The organism is Sharpea porci, assembly GCF_009695655.1.
GTDB classification, from domain to species: Bacteria; Bacillota_I; Bacilli_A; order Erysipelotrichales; family Coprobacillaceae; genus Sharpea; species Sharpea porci.
On sequence record NZ_VUNM01000001.1, the window covers coordinates 224,782 to 244,663 of the forward strand.

General features: G+C 32.4%; 15 protein-coding genes and 1 pseudogene. 1 reads left to right on the top strand and 15 read right to left on the bottom strand.

The genetic code is table 11. From position 1 onward, the window contains the following. Positions 1-6: 6 nt before the first annotated feature. The 14 genes and pseudogenes from FYJ79_RS01130 to FYJ79_RS01195 all read right to left on the bottom strand — a co-directional run bounded on the left by FYJ79_RS01130 (position 7) and on the right by FYJ79_RS01195 (position 17,843). Positions 7-834, bottom strand: a complete 828-nt coding sequence (locus FYJ79_RS01130; RefSeq protein ID WP_154514149.1) for an NAD-dependent epimerase/dehydratase family protein — start codon at positions 832-834, stop codon at positions 7-9. A gap of 12 nt (positions 835-846) precedes the next feature. Next, positions 847-1,647: a glycosyltransferase family 2 protein gene (locus FYJ79_RS01135; RefSeq protein WP_154514150.1), complete on the bottom strand. Its 801-nt coding sequence runs from the start codon at positions 1,645-1,647 to the stop codon at positions 847-849. A 51-nt stretch (positions 1,648-1,698) separates the two neighbouring features. Then, entirely contained in the window at positions 1,699-2,805 is a 1,107-nt protein-coding gene (locus FYJ79_RS01140; protein WP_154514151.1) for a glycosyltransferase family 4 protein, read from the bottom strand. Between the two features lie 5 nt (positions 2,806-2,810). After that, entirely contained in the window at positions 2,811-4,049 is a 1,239-nt protein-coding gene (locus tag FYJ79_RS01145; protein WP_154514152.1) for a lipopolysaccharide biosynthesis protein, read from the bottom strand. Between the two features lie 10 nt (positions 4,050-4,059). Beyond that, positions 4,060-5,751 carry a phospho-sugar mutase gene (locus FYJ79_RS01150; protein WP_154514153.1) on the bottom strand — a complete coding sequence of 564 codons (1,692 nt, stop codon included), beginning with the start codon at positions 5,749-5,751 and terminating at the stop codon, positions 4,060-4,062. A gap of 13 nt (positions 5,752-5,764) precedes the next feature. Next, positions 5,765-7,078 (bottom strand): sugar phosphate nucleotidyltransferase, encoded by a 1,314-nt coding sequence (locus FYJ79_RS01155; protein ID WP_154514154.1) that lies wholly within the window; start codon positions 7,076-7,078, stop codon positions 5,765-5,767. A gap of 2 nt (positions 7,079-7,080) precedes the next feature. Next, positions 7,081-7,419, bottom strand: coding sequence for a DUF2304 domain-containing protein (locus tag FYJ79_RS12795; protein ID WP_154514155.1), 339 nt, complete (start codon positions 7,417-7,419; stop codon positions 7,081-7,083). Continuing rightward, positions 7,420-8,133 carry a glycosyltransferase family 2 protein gene (locus FYJ79_RS01165; RefSeq protein ID WP_154514156.1) on the bottom strand — a complete coding sequence of 238 codons (714 nt, stop codon included), beginning with the start codon at positions 8,131-8,133 and terminating at the stop codon, positions 7,420-7,422. Between the two features lie 432 nt (positions 8,134-8,565). Continuing rightward, a pseudogene (gene rfbC, locus FYJ79_RS01170) lies at positions 8,566-9,174 on the bottom strand (dTDP-4-dehydrorhamnose 3,5-epimerase). A gap of 50 nt (positions 9,175-9,224) precedes the next feature. Beyond that, entirely contained in the window at positions 9,225-10,139 is a 915-nt protein-coding gene (rfbD, locus tag FYJ79_RS01175; protein ID WP_154514157.1) for a dTDP-4-dehydrorhamnose reductase, read from the bottom strand. Further along, entirely contained in the window at positions 10,139-11,170 is a 1,032-nt protein-coding gene (rfbB, locus tag FYJ79_RS01180; RefSeq protein WP_154514158.1) for a dTDP-glucose 4,6-dehydratase, read from the bottom strand. Before rfbB ends, rfbD begins: the two co-directional genes overlap by 1 nt. A 12-nt stretch (positions 11,171-11,182) precedes the next feature. Continuing rightward, positions 11,183-12,061, bottom strand: coding sequence for a glucose-1-phosphate thymidylyltransferase RfbA (gene rfbA, locus FYJ79_RS01185; protein ID WP_154514159.1), 879 nt, complete (start codon positions 12,059-12,061; stop codon positions 11,183-11,185). Positions 12,062-13,261: 1,200 nt separating this feature from the next. Next, the gene (locus FYJ79_RS12735) at positions 13,262-14,677 is read right to left on the bottom strand and encodes an N-acetylmuramoyl-L-alanine amidase (RefSeq protein WP_154514160.1); all 1,416 of its coding nucleotides are present in this window, start codon (positions 14,675-14,677) and stop codon (positions 13,262-13,264) included. A 1,021-nt stretch (positions 14,678-15,698) separates the two neighbouring features. Further along, positions 15,699-17,843 carry a glycoside hydrolase family 25 protein gene (locus tag FYJ79_RS01195; RefSeq protein WP_154514161.1) on the bottom strand — a complete coding sequence of 715 codons (2,145 nt, stop codon included), beginning with the start codon at positions 17,841-17,843 and terminating at the stop codon, positions 15,699-15,701. A gap of 191 nt (positions 17,844-18,034) precedes the next feature. Here FYJ79_RS01195 and FYJ79_RS01200 point away from each other — a divergent pair, with 191 nt between their 5' ends. Further along, entirely contained in the window at positions 18,035-18,277 is a 243-nt protein-coding gene (locus tag FYJ79_RS01200) for a hypothetical protein (RefSeq protein ID WP_154514162.1), read from the top strand. 376 nt (positions 18,278-18,653) lie between these two features. Here FYJ79_RS01200 and FYJ79_RS01205 read toward each other — a convergent pair. Then, positions 18,654-19,882, bottom strand: a 1,229-nt coding sequence (locus FYJ79_RS01205; RefSeq protein ID WP_154514163.1) for a L,D-transpeptidase family protein, incomplete at its 5' end; no start/stop codon positions are given.

Sequence of the window (19,882 nt, forward strand, 5' to 3'; positions counted from 1 at the left end):
TAATGGTTATTTTTTTAGTATCTTTTGAATTTTACTAACATCACCATAAACTATTGGTGAATCATATGGTCGATCTGGGAACTTACCATAGTCTAGTGAAATATTTAAATGTCTTTCCTTTATGAATTCTTCTACCTTATCCTTTAAGGCAACTGGTTTACCTGAACATACATTAATAGTTCCTAGTACTTCATCTTGAATAGAAACTTCAGATATTTGTTTTGCTAATCCAGTGACTGAAATAAAATCATATTGATTTTTTCCTGAATTGAATGGGAATGTTGTCTTTCCTTCTTTAGCTGCTTCAAGAATTTTAGTAAAAATAGAATGATTCCCTTCATCATCACCGAGGATATAATAGGCTCTAGTCCAAGTTAGTTTACAGTCTGAATTCTTTGTAAGAACTAGTAGCATTTCTCTTAAGGCATTCTTAGCAATACCATACATTGACATAGGATTGCATGGTGTCGTTTCATCAATCGCCCCTTCATGATATCCTACCTCATGCATTGTTCCCATTACATCCAAACGTTTTAATCCACCCTGAATCATATTCTTTAAAAATTCATAATGTTTTGGTAAATCCATTATATGTGCATCAGACCCATGATTAAATCCATCTCGCCACGCTAAATGAATGCATACGTCTGGTTGTCCTAATTTATTATAAATATCTTTATCGCCTGAAAATATATTTTCATGACTTCGTTTTGCACGTTCATCTACTTTATCATAACGTAAATCTGCTGCAATAACTTCGTGGTCATGATCAAGCAAATATTTAACAATGTGTCTGCCAATATATCCATTGGCGCCTGTAACTAATATTTTCATATTTTTTACTCCCTATACAATATTACTCTTTTCACTTGTTTTATATATATTATTGATAAATTTAGCGATAGGCATTGGCCAAAACAAATTAAATATTTCCAAGTCTTCTTTTGCTCTTATATTTTCGCTTAAATTAGCTGTTGTTGCTGAACCAGCATATATTCGATGTGCAATTAAAGGTTCTGGTACATAAACAAATGCTCCTTTAAGTTTTGCAAGTTCAACCCATGTCTTATAATCACAACTATTAATATATTTTGTATCGAAAATTGAATCTCCCGCATTTTTCTTTACATAAGTCACAGCAGGACAACATATTGGACTTCCAAATGAAAGTATCCTATTTCTCATCCATATGCTATTTTGTAGTCTTTTTTTTGTTAAAGGCCAATTCATGATACGCTTAATTTTTAATAATTTATTTGTCATTACTTTTTTATTTTTTTTATACTCATAATAATCAGTAAATGCCATGATAACATCATCTTCTTTGTGATTATTTATCGATTCAATAATTTTCTCAACATATTCTGGTTCATAAAAATCATCTTGATGCGCAATTGTCACTAATTCAGTATCTGCATGATCATATGCATAATTCCAGTCGCAACCTGCACCTTTTCTTTCAGGATTAACAATCATAGGTATTTTATATTTTGCACAAATGCCTTTTAAGAATTCATTTGGCGTAGATGTTGAAAGAAGGATTCTAGATTTTACTGATTGATTAAGCAATGACTGAATTGTTGTTTCAATGTGATGATTTTCTTTGTATGCACATATGACAAACATATGATTTTTAGCACTATACATATTCTACCTCACGAATCATAATTAATATATTAACTCTAAATAACACTTTGATTATACTAAACTATCAAATAAATCCAAGTATTCTTGTGCTATTTTTTTTACTTCATATTCAGGGAAAGGAATAGTTCTTTTTTCTTTTTCTTTTATTTCTTTAAGCTTACCAATCCAGTCATCAATATTGAATGCGTCATTGACATAATAACAACGATCCATTGTAACTTCCTCTAATGATGTACATTTTGTTGTTAAGACTTTTGATCCTAGAAGCATTGCTTCAATAGGAGGCATCCCAAATCCTTCAAACACTGAAGGGAAGACAAAAGCATTAGCATGCTTCATTAATGTATTTCTTTCCTCGTTACTGATAAATCCAGTTAATATAACATTGTCATTAAGCTTATAGTCATCTAAATAACGTTTAATTTCCGCTAACTGTTTTCCTCCCACACCTGATATGAGTAATTTTTTAGGTAAAGCTATATTATCATAGACTATCTTCTTTTTAACTTCTAGGATAGTCTTTAAGTTCTTATGAGGTAATAGAGATGAAACAGTATAATAATACTCATTATCATCAATTCCATATTTCTCTTGAAGACCTTGAAAATCAACAAATGCGTCTTTTACTACTATCGGATTGTGAATAGCCACAACATTTTTAGTTCCGTAATGCTCCTCTATATCATTTTTCACATAATTTGAAATACCAACCACCTTATCAGCATTTTTAACCACTCTCTTCCAGCTCGCTTTTAAAACTGCTTTTTCCACATTAGTAAAATATTCTGGATAATGAAGGGCTTGTAAATCATGAATAACTGTAACAATTTTAAAACTGTTGCAGCGATATAAAGGCATATCATAAACAGGGAAAAAAGCCAAATCTATATTTTCCTTCTTCATGAGGCGATAGAGTTGAGTGTTCTTCCATATCACTCTTGATACGAGTTTTTCTGTATTAACATGGCATTCTGAAAATTTAAAACGAGAATCATCTAAATATGATTTGAATGATTCTTTATTATTATCCGCTACAAATAAAATATAAGAATTAACATTCTTCAATGTTTTAAAGCCATCTAATAAATTTCTAATATAGAACTCTGTCCCACCATTTTTTCCAGGCTTCACCCATGTTAAATCTATACCAATAATCATTGTTTTTACTGCTCCTTTGCTATCATTTTATGCCAACTATTTAATTCAAAATGATAATAAATTGTATATTGTATTCCATGCAATAACATTGTACCAAAATATGCAAACGTTGCACCTTGAATACCCAGTCTTCTTATAAGTACTGATGATAATACAAATCCACATATTGAACTAACTATATAAATGACAAGTTGAAAATTATTATGTTGCATTGTGGTTAATGCCATGGAGTAAATTGTCGCTAATGTATACACAAATGCACCTAGTAGAATTAATAGTAATTGCATTTTGTATGCATGTAAATCAACTGCATATATTAAACTCAAAATAGGAATTCCTAATAAATACGCACCGACCTCTACAATTACTAATATTCCAACTAACAAAAATAAAATTTTAGCAATAAGCTTTTTGAACTTATCAGGTTTGTTGGTTTCATGGAAATCTACCAGTTTCACCAATACTGGATTGATAATATACTGTCCACACAGACTCATAAATGTAGCAGGCATAGCAATTATGTTGAATATTGTCTGATAATCATCACTTAAAATGCCATTAATGACATATTTAGGGACATTGACAATGTAAATTGCTAAAAATGAAAATGCAAAGACTGAAAAGCCAGATGGAAATAAACTCAATAGATGATTATTTCTTATCTTTGCTTTATGCATATTTTTTCTTCCAAAGGGGATATCAATTAATAATATAACTGATAAATTTGTCAATATAAGAATAGCACATGATAAAGCCAAATTATGAGTCAATAAATCCACAATAAGGAATATACTTACACCTATTAAAGACTTCACAAACATTGAAATACCAGCAATATAAAGCTGTTCTTTCTTTTGCATAAAGCCATAAAAAGTCTCACTTAGTGCATCCAATCCCCTGAAGGCAGTGAGCGTTATAACAGCAATAAGTTTTTTCTCTGTATATGGTTGAAATATACAATAGCAAAGACAACATACCATCATAATTATACATGTAATTATCTTGTGTAATAAATACTCACTATCATTTAATTTTCCTTCACTATCTGATAATTGGTATGTTCTACCAGCATAATTACCGATAATAAAAAATAGACAAGCCAGTGAAAATGCATAGCTAAAGACACCACCATCAAATATACCATTTACTCTATTTACAATCACAAGGAAAAACAAAGAGTTAAATGATGAAAATGTCGACCCAATTATATTCCATACAACATTTTTTCTAAGTTGTCGATCCATTATCTTTCTCCTAATCTAGATAAGTACGCAATTCATTGAATAGTTTTGTTTCTTCTTTTTGTGCTAATGATTTATCCTTTGCACTAATTGATATATAAATTTTCAATTTAGGCTCTGTTCCAGATGGTCTAACAACAATAGAACAATGATCCTGTAAAAAGAATTTTATAACATTAGATTTTGGTAATCCATCGACACCGATACTATAGTCATTTGTTTTAAGTACCTTTTTATCCCCAAACATTGAAATTGGTTGACGTAAATTATCCATTATTGATTGCATTCGTTCCATCCCAGAAGGGCCTTCATACTTAAAAGAATGCTGTGTATTTAAACAATAGCCATATTCATCATATAGTTTATTTAATTGATTATATAATGAAATACCATGAGATTTATAATAGCTAAACATATCACAAATAAGTAATGATGCATTAACACCATCTTTGTCTCTAACATAAGTACCGCTTAAATATCCATAGCTTTCTTCAAATCCAAATATATATGATTCTTTTCGACCCTCTTTTTCTAATAAACCAATCTGTTCTCCAATGAATTTGAATCCAGTGAGAGTGTTAACTGTCCGTAGTCCATATTTGGAAGCTATGCGTTCAGCCATGTCAATTGTGACAATTGTTTTCATAAAAACAGGGTTTACTGGCATTTCGTTATATTTGATTCTTTGCTTACAAATGAAATCTAGTAGCAACATTCCAGTTTCATTAGCTGTTAGAAGAATATAATTATCCTCATTATCTTTAACCGCTATACCGACACGATCACAATCAGGATCAGTCGCTAATAATAAATCTGCATCATACTTTTTAGCATAAGCAACACCAAGTTCCATTGCTTCTCTAACTTCTGGATTAGGATATGGACAAGTTGGAAATAAACCATCGGGCTTTTCTTGTTCTTTGACAACTGTAATGTTATTGTACCCTGCTTCTTTTAAAACCCTTAAAACCGGAACAAGTCCTGAACCATTCAAAGGTGTATAAATAATATTAACATTTTTATCTACATGGTCTTCAGGATGGAGTAATGTTTCTTCTTTTACATCTTTGACATATTGATCAAAGACAACTTCAGGTATGTATGAAATCGTATTATCATTGATGCCTTCATCAAATCTTTTTCTTTTTACACCTTTGAAGATATCAACTTTTGCTATTTCTAATTGTATATTTTTTGCGGCTTCAGTAGTGATTTGGCAACCATCACTACCATAAACTTTATACCCATTATATACAGAAGGGTTATGAGAAGCTGTAATCATAACACCTGCTGCACAATGTAATTGTCTTACAGCATAAGACAAACAAGGTACCGGCATAAGCGTGTTATATATGCTTACTTTAATATTATTAGCCGCAAAAACTTCAGCTGTAACTTTAGCAAATAAATCAGATTTAACTCTAGAGTCATAACTAATGGCAACAATATGCTGGTTTTTAGGAAAATTGTGAATAATATAGCTTGCTAGCCCCTGCGTTGCTTTGGCAACAGTATATACATTCATGCGATTAGTCCCAGCGCCTATTTTGCCTCTTAGACCTCCAGTACCAAACTTTAGATCTTGATAAAAAGCATCTTTTATTTTGATTTCATCATTTCGAATAGCTTCTAGTTCTTTTATAAGATCTTTATCTTCTAAAGCATTAGTTGTCCATTCATTATAAAGTGATTTCCAATCATTCATTCAATATACCTTCTCAATTAAGCTCATACTTTATTTTATCATGAACATTGATATCCTTACCAACTTGAACTTCAATCATTGTTAATTCTGTAGTTGCAAATACTGTGTGTTTCATTCCAGCAGGCATTGAGATTGTTGAACCTGTTTTGATTTCCTGTTTTTTTCCGTCAAGTACAACAAATCCACTTCCTGAAATAACAGTCCAGAATTCATCACGACATGAATGAGAATGATAACTCATATGCTCACCTGGTTTCATAACTACTTTGACAGTAATGCTAGTATCTTCAATATCAATTACTTCATATTTACCCCATGATTTCTCTGCATATCTAACAACATCCTCAATCTTTTCAACAAAAGGCTTAATATGTGCTGATCTTACCTTGTCTGAAACGAGAATTCCATCTGCACTTGCTGATACAACTATATCTTTTAGACCCATAGCTAAAATAGGAATTTCCAATTCATTAAGAATATGCGTATTAGAACAAGTATCATCCATAATCGCATTGCCAATAATTGGCTCATCCATCGCTTCAGTGAGTGTGTTCCAAGTTCCTAAATCTTTCCATTCTCCAGAATATCTTAGTACCTGAATACTTTCTTCTTTTTCTACTACAGCGTAATCAAAAGAAATTTTATCTAAACCTTCATATTTATGGAACAAGTCATTATAGTCTGTAAAATCAATGAGCTGATGAGATATGTTCAACAAATAATCCATTCTGAACGCAAAAACACCTGCATTCCACAATGCTCCTTTTTTAATATATTCAATCGCTACTTTTTCTATTGGTTTTTCTTTAAATGTTGATACGTAAGAAACATTATCTTTACTATTAGGAATAATATAGCCATATTTTTCACTTGGATATGTAGGTTCAATGCCCATTAAAGTAAGATTAGCATTCCCTTGACGTACAAGTTCATCAAGTTTTTGAATGGATTCAAAAAAATCATCATTTACATATGGGTCAACTGGACAAACGATAACCGGTTCATTATCAGCAACTCCTTTTACATCATGTAAATAGGTTGTAGCAAGAGCAATAGCAGGGAATGTATCTCTTCGATAGGGTTCAACTGAAATATTAACATTATTTCCTAACTGATTACGAATTGATGAAACTTGAGTTTTTGCTGTTGCAATAGTTATATTAGCATTTGAATCTACTTTAGTTATTTGTTTATATACACGTTGAACCATTGATGAATATGAGCCATCGTTGTTTTTAAATATTTTAATAAACTGTTTAGATCTTACTTCATTTGATAATGGCCATAATCTTTTTCCTGATCCACCAGACAATAGAATTATATTCATACTTATTTATCCTCCAGTTTGTTTTTCAACAATGAGACTTCCTGTATCAATAATGTAATCTTTTTCGTTTGATTTGAGACAATAACACTGAGATTTAAACAAATCGTAATCAAAACAATTATTGCTACTAGGAACACCATATTAGACATTGTTTGAAAGCCTAATAAGTGTGATATAGTTGCTAATAATCCAGGCCAGATTAATACTATAATTGATATTAATGATAATACTAACCATACCAAGGCGTATTTCATTGTAAGTTTATTTTTACGTACGAAATTCAATATAACAATAGCAAAAATAACGACTAATAATGCAATCATTAGAAAATATCTATTCATTTATTTCTTCCCCTTCATACTTGTAACAATAATGGATAATGAGACATTAATCATATAGTAAACAGTTTTCCATGCACGAATACTTGAGACCCCACCAGCTCTTTCATGCATTTTGACGGGTTTTTCAGTAACTCTAAACCCTAATCTAACAAGATCTACAATAGATTCTGGTTCAGGATATTCGGTTGGATAGTTTTTAGCCAAGTATTTTATTGTTTTCTTATTTGCCGCTCTAAACCCACTCGTTGGATCATAAATTTTCTTATGGACAAATAAATTAATGAGTGTTGATATGATTTTAATACCTGCACGTCTAGCACCAGTAGATTTAAATTCACTTGTTGTATTATCTACAAAACGAGAGCCAATACAAACATCTGCTTCATTATTTTCTAGAGGCTTAACAATTGTTGGTACATAATTAATATCGTGCTGTCCATCACCATCAAATTGAATAGCAACATCATAGTCATTTTCAAGTGCATATTTATAGCCTGTTTGCACTGCTCCTCCAATACCTAAGTTATGAACAAGTGTAACATGATTAAGTTTGTTTTCCTTTAAAATCTTTTCAGTCTTATCCGTTGAACCATCATTTATAACTACATAGTCCACTTTCATTGTTGTATTTTGATTATATTCTTTTATCATTTCAACAGTACCAAGAATGGAATCTTGTTCATTATAGGCTGGTATAATCATTAAAATTTTCATGTTTATTTATATGTATCCTTTTGACATTTCTATTAGTCATTAGAATATACAATCTCCTTCCTGAATAATAAAATAGAACAACCATTTTATAAATTATAATAAAATATACCATTCAATTCAACACTGGATATTTATCCGATTAAATCCTGAACTGGAATTATAAATTCTAGTTCAGGAGATGATTAAAGTCCTCAAACTACTCATTGAATACAAGTAAGAACTAAATGTTTAGAGATATCATTTTTTGTACTTTAAAGAAAAAACTCAAAAAGGTGAAAGATGCAACATTTAATACGTTATACTTATTCGTTACTATAAAACTTTTCTGTCTTCTACATTTAGAAGTAAATTATTTTTTAATAAAATTACAATTACAACATTGTTATAAAAGTCAAAATTTAATTTTTATCAGAATGGTTTAATTAATACAACTTAAAATTTAAACGTATCCTTCAATGGTAACCAAAGCTTATCTTTATCTGAGAAGTTGAGTTCAGTACCGTCATCAAGCTTATATGATGAAGGATCTGCAGTACCTTTATATTCACCAACTAAGTGAGGCCATACAATACCAATTTCAGGGTCATTCCAGGCAAGACCACTTTCATCACCCTGATGCCAGAAATCAGTTACTTTATAACAGAACTTAGCTTCATCACTTAATACTAAGAAGCCATGTGCAAAGCCTTCTGAGATATAGAACTGTTTATGGTTATCTTCAGTGAGTTCTACACCATACCACTTACCATAAGTCTTAGAGTTAGCTCTTAAGTCTACAGCGACATCAAATACTGAACCTTTTACAACTCTTACTAGTTTTCCTTGTGGATATTATTTCTGGAAGTGTAAGCCTCTTAATACACCCTTTGTTGAATAGGATTCATTATCCTGTACAAAGACCATATCTAAACCTGCTTCATGCATATCTCTTTGATTATATGTTTCTGTGAAGTAACCTCGATCATCACCATGTACAGCTGGTGTGATGACATGTAAGCCTTCAATTCCGCCTACATTCTTTTCTACTTTAATTTGTCCCATAATCTTTTTCCTTCTTTCTACATTGTGAAAGAGTTACCTTCAGGTAACTCTTATTCTTTGATTTCTTTTAGATATCTTGACAGGGCATCCTGCCATGTAGGTAATGGTGTAAAGCCATTTTCTACGAGCTTAGACTTATCAAGTCTACTGTTGAATGGACGTGCTGCTTTAGAAAGGCCATATTCAGCAGTTGTCACTGGAAGCACCTTAGTATCAAGACCTGCCTGTCTATAGATTTCTTTAGTGAAATCATACCAGGAAATATAACCGCCTTCATTAGTTGCATGATAATAGCCATACTTATCAGTTTCAACCATATCCACTAATAATCTAGCTAAATCATATGTATATGTAGGTGTACCAATCTGATCATTGACAACCTTGACTGTATCATGTGTCTTTGCGACATTCAACATTGTCTTGATGAAGTTCTTACCATTTAACCCAAATACCCATGTAATACGAACAATAAAGTACTTGTCAAGTGTATTAACAACTGCCAATTCACCTTCCAATTTTGTCTGTCCATAAACATTCAATGGCTTATAGTCCTTGCAGTCTGGTTTCCATGGCTTTTCACCTTGGCCATCAAAGACATAGTCAGTTGAAATATAAACCATCTTGGCATCCAATTCTTTTGCGACATTGGCAATTTCACGCGTACTAGCAACATTAATTTTTCTTACCTCGTCTACTTTGTCATCATCTTCAGCCATATCTACTGCTGTCCAGGCAGCACAGTGAATAATGACATCAGGATTAACTTCTTTTATTGTTGCTTGTACAGCTAATGCATCAGTGATGTCTAAAGAAACATAAGGCATCTTGGTAACAGGACTATTGTCCTGTATACCAGAATACTCAGATGCCAAGTCAGTCCCTACACCTTCATAACCTCTTTTAGAAAGCTCATTCATGACATCATGACCAAGCTGGCCAGCAACACCAGTAACGAATACTTTCATTATTTAATTTGCTTTCTTTTCCCATACATATCATGATAGTAATTCTGATAATCACCTGAAATGATATTTTCCCACCATTCCTTATTATCTAAGTACCACTGAATAGTCTTCTTAATACCATCTTCAAACTTAGTTTCTGGTAACCATCCTAATTCATTATGAATCTTTGTAGGGTCAATCGCATATCTCATGTCATGACCCTTTCTGTCTTCTACATGTGTAATAAGTGATTCAGGCTTTCCTAATTCCTTACAGATAATCTTAACGATTTCAATGTTTGTCTTTTCATTATGACCACCTACATTATAAACTTCACCAACTTTACCCTTATGAATGATTAAGTCAATAGCCTTACAATGATCTTCAACATATAACCAGTCACGTACATTCTTACCTTCACCATAGACTGGTAATGGTTTGTCATGTAATGCGTTAATAATCATTAATGGAATAAGCTTTTCTGGGAAGTGATATGGTCCATAGTTATTAGAACATCTAGAGATAGTCACAGGAAGACCATATGTTCTATGATATGCAAGTACTAATAAATCAGCACCAGCCTTAGATGATGAATATGGGCTTGATGTATGAATTGGTGTGTTTTCAGTGAAGAACAAGTCAGGACGATCTAATGGAAGATCACCATAGACTTCATCAGTAGATACCTGATGGTATCTCTTGATGCCATATTTTCTACATGCATCCATTAATGTAGCTGTACCAATAATGTTTGTCTGTAAGAAGATCTCTGGGTTTTCAATACTTCTATCAACATGTGATTCAGCTGCAAAGTTTACAACGATATCTGGATGTTCTTCTTCAAATAGCTTATATACGCCTTCTCTATCACAGATATCTAACTTTACAAACTTGAAGTGTGGATTATCCATAACTGATGCAAGTGTTGATAAGTTACCTGCATAAGTTAACTTATCAAGACAGATAATATCATAATCAGGATGCTCTTTAAGCATATGGAATATAAAGTTAGATCCAATAAATCCAGCTCCACCAGTAACAATAATTTTCATTTCATTCTCCTCTTAATCAATATATTTACCATCAATAATATCCTTCAAATAAGCACCATACTGGTTCTTTTTAAAAGGTTCATAAGCTTTCAGTAAGTCTTCCTTAGTGATCCAGCCATTCTTATAGCCAATTTCTTCTAAGCAAGCAATCTTACGATGTTGATGCTGTTCAACTGTCTTAACAAAGTTTGTTGCATCAACTAAGCTTTCGTGTGTGCCTGTATCAAGCCATGTAAATCCCTGTCCTAATAATTCTACATTCAATTGACCTTTTTGTAAGTAGATATTATTGAGGTCAGTAATTTCTAGTTCACCACGTGCACTAGGCTTAATCTGCTTTGCGTATTCTACAACGTTCTTGTCATAGAAGTAAAGTCCTGTAACAGCATAGTTTGATTTAGGATGTGCTGGCTTTTCTTCAATAGAAATAGCTTTACCTTCATCATTAAACTCAACAACACCAAACCTCTCAGGATCATCAACATAGTAACCAAAGATTGTTGCACCTGTTTCCCTATGAGATGCAGCTAGTAAACGTTTTGTGAACCCATGTCCATTGAAGATATTATCACCCAGGATCATAGCACAGCTATCACCATTGATGAATTCTTCACCAAGAATGAATGCCTGAGCTAATCCGTCAGGACTAGGCTGTACCTTGTACTGTAAATGCACACCAAACTGATGACCATCACCAAGAAGTTCTTCAAATCTTGGTGTATCGGCTGGTGTAGAGATGATAAGAATCTCTTTAATACCTGCCTGCATCATAATAGATAATGGATAATAAATCATTGGTTTGTCATAAATAGGCAAGAGCTGTTTACTCGTTACCATTGTCAATGGGTAAAGTCTTGTACCAGACCCACCTGCAAGAATAATTCCCTTCATAGCGTATATTCTCCTTCTTTCTTAACATGAATTACTATAGCTATAATAAAACCATAACGAAACGTCATGGTCAATAAATTGGTATATTAAATATGTGTCTGGTTGCTTTGAGTTGAATCTCTAATTCTAATAATTCCTAATAATTGAAAGAATTTATTTAAATAATGAAATCAATCTTTAGCTTCTTCTGATAATTACTTTACATGTTTGCAAATTACTGAAAAATAGTAAAGTGCCTATATTTCTTCAGAATGTAGAGCAAACGCCTATCAATACTTAGGTATCCAGGGTTTCCATAATTTTCCACACTATGAAAGTATCTTTTCAAATCACTTTCTTTTTGATTTCAATACATCAAATCGTTATCCTAGCAATGATATCAATTCTCTTTATCTTTTGTCGTTATTCTGAAATCACTCTCATTACCATCATTACACATGCAATATTTTTTTGAGCTAGAACATCTACATTATCAAAAATGCCTGGTGAATACGAACCAGACATGCCTAAGTTGATGTATTTTAATTAGAATATGCTGTCATAAAATGATGTTTTGCATTCTATGAGATAGACTTCATTGAAGTTGTCAGCAAATAAATCTGGCAATAAGTGTGAAAAATGATTAATGAGCAAAGGACAGATGCTGTTATTCTTTACACTGATGAAGACAACAGGTAAACAAGATACATGAAGCTTCATATTTTTCCTTTACATTAAACCAGCCCTTTCAAGAGAGAATTAATTTCAAGTATATCACCTTAGGCCAAAAGTCCAAAATCTCTACCAATCATGTGATTAATTTGAATTAAGAGAACTCTAAAGTTAATAGCTAAAAAAGACACAACAAGATAAAATGGCCCAATATTATTGCCAATAACTTTAAGAACATAATCAAGAACGTATGCAAATGGGGCCTTCCAATGCTTGTAGCTGAGCAGGAGTAAAGATTCAACCATGGATTTTCAAGAAGACTACTTTATATAGAGGATACCGAAGTTTATCAAAAAGTTAATGCCTATGACCAATCAGGCCATAGGCAAAACCATCGATAGATATAACGTTAGATTCTTTCTTAGAAAAGGAAGCCCTGAGAGAAATCACCTATCAAATTACATTAAATTCAAAAAATAATCTCTTTTAACGTTAAGTACTCATTACTTGAATTATCGGAAATACTAATTATATATATCCTATAGAAGGCTACATTTGCAAAATTTTATTTATTGTAGATCGAATTATATTACCATATCCGGTTTGCGTTGCCCATCCTAATCCATTAGGATTCTCTTTTTGTCCAAGCCATTCGACATATTCAGCAGATCCTTTTTTTACGTATTTAAAGCGATTATCAATTAAAGGATTTGCTAAATTATTCTCTTTTGCATTTTTATCAGCGTATGCCTTCAAATGCTGAATTTGTGCTCTAATGCCAAGGCGTACTGAAGCAAACGAACCACTATCCTTAGTTCCATCAGTTGCCCCCAATCCAGCAAAATTGTATTGATCTATTTTTACACGGCCACCATATTTCAACCAATTTGTTTCATGAATCATTTGAGCAAATGCGACTTCAACCCTTATATTTTCAGCTTCTGCTTCCTGGCAATAAATACGCACAAAATCGTCAAGAGATTTTACCTCAGTATCATGAGCACTATAAAAATCAGGAAAAACTGCTTTAGATTTATAATAGCTTATAAGTTGCTCCTTATTAGCCTGAGAGGTACCCACTATCGGATACATTGCATTATTTATATTAGAGTTATTTCTCATCTCATGTCCTAGAATCACACTATATGCATTTGGATCATCAGAATCTAATTCTATATCTTGAACCACATTAGAAGCTTTATTGTCTTGATTAAGTTGTTGATTTTGAGAGATTGATGTAGAATTTACATTATAATGTTTCATAATTGCTTTTGCATCAGCCACACCTAAAGCTTTAAGTTTTTCATCACTTGACAAATAATTATTTACGTCTGATTTATTAGAAATAAAGGCATGCTCAATAATGATACCTAAAATATTATATTCTTTAGATTGTCGAATAATGCCATAGTAATCTGATAATGAACCATCAGGGTATCTATTATTACTTTCTGAGTTACGAGTAAATGTACCTCGATTTTTTAGACCAAGTTTATTTAATTCAGATAAAATTGATTTACCTAAAGCTATACCTTCTGTATTTAGTTGTGGTCGATAATTTTTATTTGGAATTTCAACTTCTGAACCTGTAGCACTTGAACCTGCTGAATTTATATGAAAGCTTATGAGAGCTTGTGCTTTTACATCTTTAGCAAGTGATGTACGTGATGGAATAGATAAGTAGGTATCCTTAGTTCTTGTCATATGCACTTCAAATGCACCAGTTTTTTCAAGTTCTTCCTTAGCTGCATTTGCTATGACTAGCGTCATATAACTTTCACTATATTTTATATTGTTATACGTTTTTACTGCTCCGGGTTGATAACCTCCATGTCCCGGATCAAGTACAATAGATATTTTACTGTTTGAAGCATTAGCTTTTATATTAAGGTTACATATTATTACTACAACTGATAAAAGAATACATAAAACTACAAAAAACTTCCTTTCCTGTGAATGATTCACTTCATTCGGCCCTCCTCAATAATTAATCATAAGTCTATGATAAAACAAAAAGTCACTATAAGCAATCATCTTATTGATTATTCACTCTCATTCATTTATCTATAAATAAGCAATTTTATTCTTAGAAAACTGTAAGGTAAATTTTAGATGCCACTTGAAAAAATACTGAATATGAAAATAAAAAACAATATTGATAATAAAAATTGAGTTGCCTTAAACGCAGAGGATAGCTTGATCGTATTTCTATGACACCTTATCCCCACCATTCCTGTTCATGATTGCAGCTATCTTTATGGATCCCATAGAGTTGACTACTTTCATTGAATATCTTTACCTTCATTATGCTCTCTTCAGTTTTCGTTATCTCCTATCTCATGTGGTATTAGCAGTCAAATAGGTTAATGCCTAGTACACCAAGTACACTGGCAACCAAGAATTTGCCTGGCTTTATACTTATTGCGTCAGTGACAGCTTTATAGATGTTCTGATTGGCTATTTCCCATGGTAGTTGACTGCACGCTAAATTTCTTCTTGATGCTTACAAACATTTCGTAAGTATGCTCTTTCTTGTAGTTCACAACGCCTTATCTGAATTCCTTGTCAAATAATGCTTTTTTATCTTCTATAGAAAAACCTCAATCCTGATAAAACAAAGGTAGGTACTACATCTAACATTGTATTAATCCACTCTTGTTATTACAAACAGCCATTACACTTGTTCTACATCTATACTAGCAACATTAGACTGCTCAACCAAACATCAGGAAAAAAGCATCTGACTGGACTGTCAGCAGGATTGCAGGCCGGTTATATCTCTTGTATTTGCTGGGTGTTAATTTGTATAGAATCCAGGGTCTTGCCTCCATGACAATATCATACCTGACAGGGACTACTTAGAATAGATTCAAATTTTAATACGCTTACAGATAATATAAAACTGTGGGATCATATGCATCAAATGCATACAGAACCCACAGGTTTTTAAGCAATTTCAAATTTAAACAGCTTTACTTTTTATCATTTAATGTGGCATAGCCATTCCATTAGTAACTGTGTAGTAACTTCCTTTATACTTAACTTGGCCAGAATAATTCCAATTAACATATCCATTATGAACATAATATAAAATGCCATTGTATTCACTCAATCCATTATAGTTCCAATCTATCATGCCATTTACAACTTGATACCATGCTCCCTGGTTGTTTACTCGTGACAAAGTTTGATATGTCCAATCAATAGCACCATTTCTTACATAGTACCAATATCCATTGTATTGAACAAGATTATTGTATTGCCAATCAAGGATTCCATGATTTATATAATACCAAGTACCATTGTAGAATGAAAGATTAGTATAATTCCAATTAATCATTCCGTTAGTTACTTGATACCACAAGCCCTTTCCATCGACCTGTGCTAATGTGTTATATTTCCAATCTATCATACCATTATGGACATAGTACCAATTATTGTTGTAATCAACAAGATTACTGTAATCCCAATGAATCATACCATCGTGGACATAATACCAACTTCCATTGTACCAAATTAATTTATTATATGACCAGTCAATAATACCATTATGAACATAATACCAATTTCCATTATATTCTACTAAACCATTAAAATTCCAGTCAACTTTACCTTTATTGACATAATACCATACACCATTATAAAAGCTTAACCCTGAATATTTCCAATTCAATGTACCATTAGTAATTTGATACCATGGGCCTTGACCATTTACCCGTGCTAATGTATTTATGCTCCAATCAATCATACCATTATGGACGTAATACCAAGAACCATTATATTCAACAATATTGCTATAATTCCAATCAATTACTCCATTATTTACATAATACCAATTACCATTAAATAGTACTAGTCCACTAAAATTCCAGTTCACAAATCCATTTTGGACATAATACCATGTACCATTTTTTGCTTGAACTAAACCTGTAGTTCTTGCTGTTACATTCTTTGACCAATCAATAGCATCTACATATGAATAATTAAGATCAACATACGTTCCAATACCATCTACGTATCCTCGCGACGTATATTGCCACATATCTACGTTTGTATTAAATGTCGTACCTTTAAAAGGGCCTTCAGGATCTGCATGACCATCATTACTATTGTATCTTGCAATCCAATGAGAATAACGTCCATCTTGTTCAAATGTTGTTAAATAATTACGATACCAGTTTAAATTAGCATATACACCTGTCTTATATCCAGCTTGCGCTATTTGATTACAAAAATGAAAAGCAAAAGCTGACAATGTTTGTTCGCCTAGGGCTTCCTGACTATTTTCTTCTAAATCATAATATATTGGGAATGTAGGATTATGACCTCTTACAAGTCTCAATGTATGGGCGACTTCACTATCAACATCTTCAAAATTATGAGCATATGAATATAGGTAAACACCGTAAGGAATATTGTGCTTTTCACATTCAGTTACATACTCATTCCATCTTTTATCATCCTGTGAAGTAATGTCTTTCCCATATCCACATCTCAAGATAGCAAACTTTATTCCTGAAGCTTTTACCTTATCCCAGTTGATCTTCCCATTATGATAACTAACGTCAATTCCATCAATCGAAGAACTGTTTGAAAGATTTATTACATCAGACTCAGTAGAAATTTTTGCTATGTTTTGACCATTAGCAACATACGTCTTTAGCGAATTAGAATTAGAGCTTTTTGCACCTGTTTCTTTTGTGATTGTATTTAATGCAACGCTCATGTCAACACCATCAATAAAACGATAACTGTTTTCCTTACCTGATTTTTCAGCTTTAGCCAATGCTTCAGATGGATCAAGCATTCTCATATTGATTGTTTTAGTAACATGATTAAGAACTTTTTTCGAGTTTTCAAGCTTCTTTTTATCTTGCTTATCCAACTTATTAATATCTAAATTGATACTTTTTGCTCTCTGATCCAGTTTACTCAAGTCATCACTATTAATTTTCCCTGGATTTGTCGCATCTATTGCTAAATTAGCGATATCCGCACCAATATTTTCAATATTTTCGTTTTTTTCTATTGGCTTATTTTCTGCAATAGATTCTTTTACTGGATTATCAAATATAAACCCAATCGAAAAGACAAGTAAAACCACAAGAAAATACCTTAAAACTTTTTTCATCTTAAATAAATTTCCCCCCTTAAAACAAAAAAAGTTTAATCTACTAGATTACAAATGTCAATGTTCATTCTCAACATAAAAGAAAAACTGTAAATTACAGTATATTAAATAATCGTCGGGTCATGAACTTATGCTCTATGATTCTTTTAAATTGTGCATAATAATTAGGTCCGCCTCTTAGATGAAGAGAAATGCGTAAACATTCAGATGACAGACAGTCCAAGGAATACAGACTCCACATGCAATACGGTCCTACCGTTGACATTGAGACATATAAATCTGATTCAATATTTGGCTGCCACTGTGTCAATAAAACCGTGCTGGATGAGATTCTTTCCATCAGCGATGATATAAAAGCTTTCTATGATATCAGAGAGAATACCTCAATTCCTTTACATGGGTCAATGGAAGAAGAATTTCAAACGGCCAACTAGAAGGAAAGAACAATTACATCAAGAAGATACACAGCAATGCCAATAGAAACTTAAAGAGGTCAAGAAACAAAATCATGTTTTCACAGAATCTGCATAACGAATATGATTCAGGTTTTAGCGGCCGGTATATTGTTGACAAGATACTGAACAGCAGAAAACAAAAAGCGAAATAAAGCAATGATCTAAAAATACGGGGACGGACAAAAAACTGTGGAATCATATGCATCAGGTGCATACTGACCCCACAGTTTTTTAAAGCGAATTTAAATTTTGTCAGCTAAGACCCCACGATTATTTAAAGCGCCTAAATTATATGACATAATTTACAGTTTATTACATGTTACGAATAAATAAGAATATAATGTTATGATGTTTTTTAATATATATATACCGTTGTTCCTTTAGGAATATTATCGTAAATCCATTTTGCATGATCAATAGATAAACGAACACACCCATGAGAAGCAGATACTCCCATAGACCCATCAATGATTTTGACTGGGCTTGAGGATCTATCATAAATTACCGAATGAAATAAATAATTACCATAGATTTGTGTGAAATACCAACATCTACCTCTTGTACCTGTATTAAAGTATCGCCCTTTAGTTCCAACCTTAAACAATCCCGTCACTGTTGGTGTGCTAGCTTTACCTACCGTACAGCTCCACTTTGCCCAATTATTCCAGTCATATTTTGTACCGTTATAAATACCAACCGTATGAGTGTTTCTATCAACTAATATTAAGAATTGAGTGTCACTTGATAATGATTGTGCAACACTATCCATATAATCTGCAATTCTTGGTACTCTAGCCACACCGTTAACGACTTTATAATCTCTTCCAAAATAATTAACTACACCATTATAATTGAAATTAACTTGGCTGTTTTCAACATAGAAATAACCACCATTAAAGTATACTAACCCTTTATGATTCCAGGTAATTTGACCATTGTCAATAGCATACCAGATTCCTTGATAATATACTAAACTATTATAATTCCAATTTAATTTCCCATTTTCTATGTAATACCATCCTCCATAGTATTCACTAAGTCCAGTATATTTCCAATCAATCATTCCTTTTGTGACTTTATACCAATCTCCAACACCATTTACTTGTGCCAACGTATTTACATTCCAATTAATAAAACCATTATTAACAAAGTACCAATTACCATTAAAATAAATGAGATTAGAGTAGTTCCAATCAATCTGGCCATTCTTTACATAATACCAGGTACCATAGTGATAGACTAAGCCGTTATAATTCCATCGTAATGAACCATTTTCTATGTAATACCATCCTCCATAGTATTCACTAAGTCCAGTATATTTCCAATCAATGATTCCATTTGTGACTTTATACCAAGTCCCTTTGCCATCAATTTGCGCTAATGTAGAGTAAGCCCAGTCAATCTTACCATTATGCACATAATACCAGCCACCATTGTATAGAACCAAATTACTATAATTCCAATCAATCTGGCCATTCTTTACATAATACCAGGTACCATAGTGATAGACTAAGCCGTTATAATTCCATCGTAATGAACCATTTTCTATGTAATACCATCCTCCATAGTATTCACTAAGTCCAG

Bases quoted from the DNA above. Each gene is read 5' to 3' on its own strand.
- FYJ79_RS01155 (WP_154514154.1), bottom strand. From the start codon at position 7,078: ATGAATATAATTCTATTGTCTGGTGGATCAGGAAAAAGATTATGGCCA.
- FYJ79_RS12795 (WP_154514155.1), bottom strand. From the start codon at position 7,419: ATGAATAGATATTTTCTAATGATTGCATTATTAGTCGTTATTTTTGCT.
- FYJ79_RS01200 (WP_154514162.1), top strand. From the start codon at position 18,035: ATGCGTAAACATTCAGATGACAGACAGTCCAAGGAATACAGACTCCAC.
- rfbD (WP_154514157.1), bottom strand. From the start codon at position 10,139: ATGAAAGTATTCGTTACTGGTGTTGCTGGCCAGCTTGGTCATGATGTC.
- FYJ79_RS01150 (WP_154514153.1), bottom strand. From the start codon at position 5,751: ATGAATGATTGGAAATCACTTTATAATGAATGGACAACTAATGCTTTA.
- rfbB (WP_154514158.1), bottom strand. From the start codon at position 11,170: ATGAAAATTATTGTTACTGGTGGAGCTGGATTTATTGGATCTAACTTT.
- FYJ79_RS01195 (WP_154514161.1), bottom strand. From the start codon at position 17,843: ATGAAAAAAGTTTTAAGGTATTTTCTTGTGGTTTTACTTGTCTTTTCG.
- rfbA (WP_154514159.1), bottom strand. From the start codon at position 12,061: ATGAAGGGAATTATTCTTGCAGGTGGGTCTGGTACAAGACTTTACCCA.
- FYJ79_RS01140 (WP_154514151.1), bottom strand. From the start codon at position 2,805: ATGATTATTGGTATAGATTTAACATGGGTGAAGCCTGGAAAAAATGGT.
- FYJ79_RS01165 (WP_154514156.1), bottom strand. From the start codon at position 8,133: ATGAAAATTTTAATGATTATACCAGCCTATAATGAACAAGATTCCATT.
- FYJ79_RS01135 (WP_154514150.1), bottom strand. From the start codon at position 1,647: ATGTATAGTGCTAAAAATCATATGTTTGTCATATGTGCATACAAAGAA.
- FYJ79_RS01130 (WP_154514149.1), bottom strand. From the start codon at position 834: ATGAAAATATTAGTTACAGGCGCCAATGGATATATTGGCAGACACATT.
- FYJ79_RS01145 (WP_154514152.1), bottom strand. From the start codon at position 4,049: ATGGATCGACAACTTAGAAAAAATGTTGTATGGAATATAATTGGGTCG.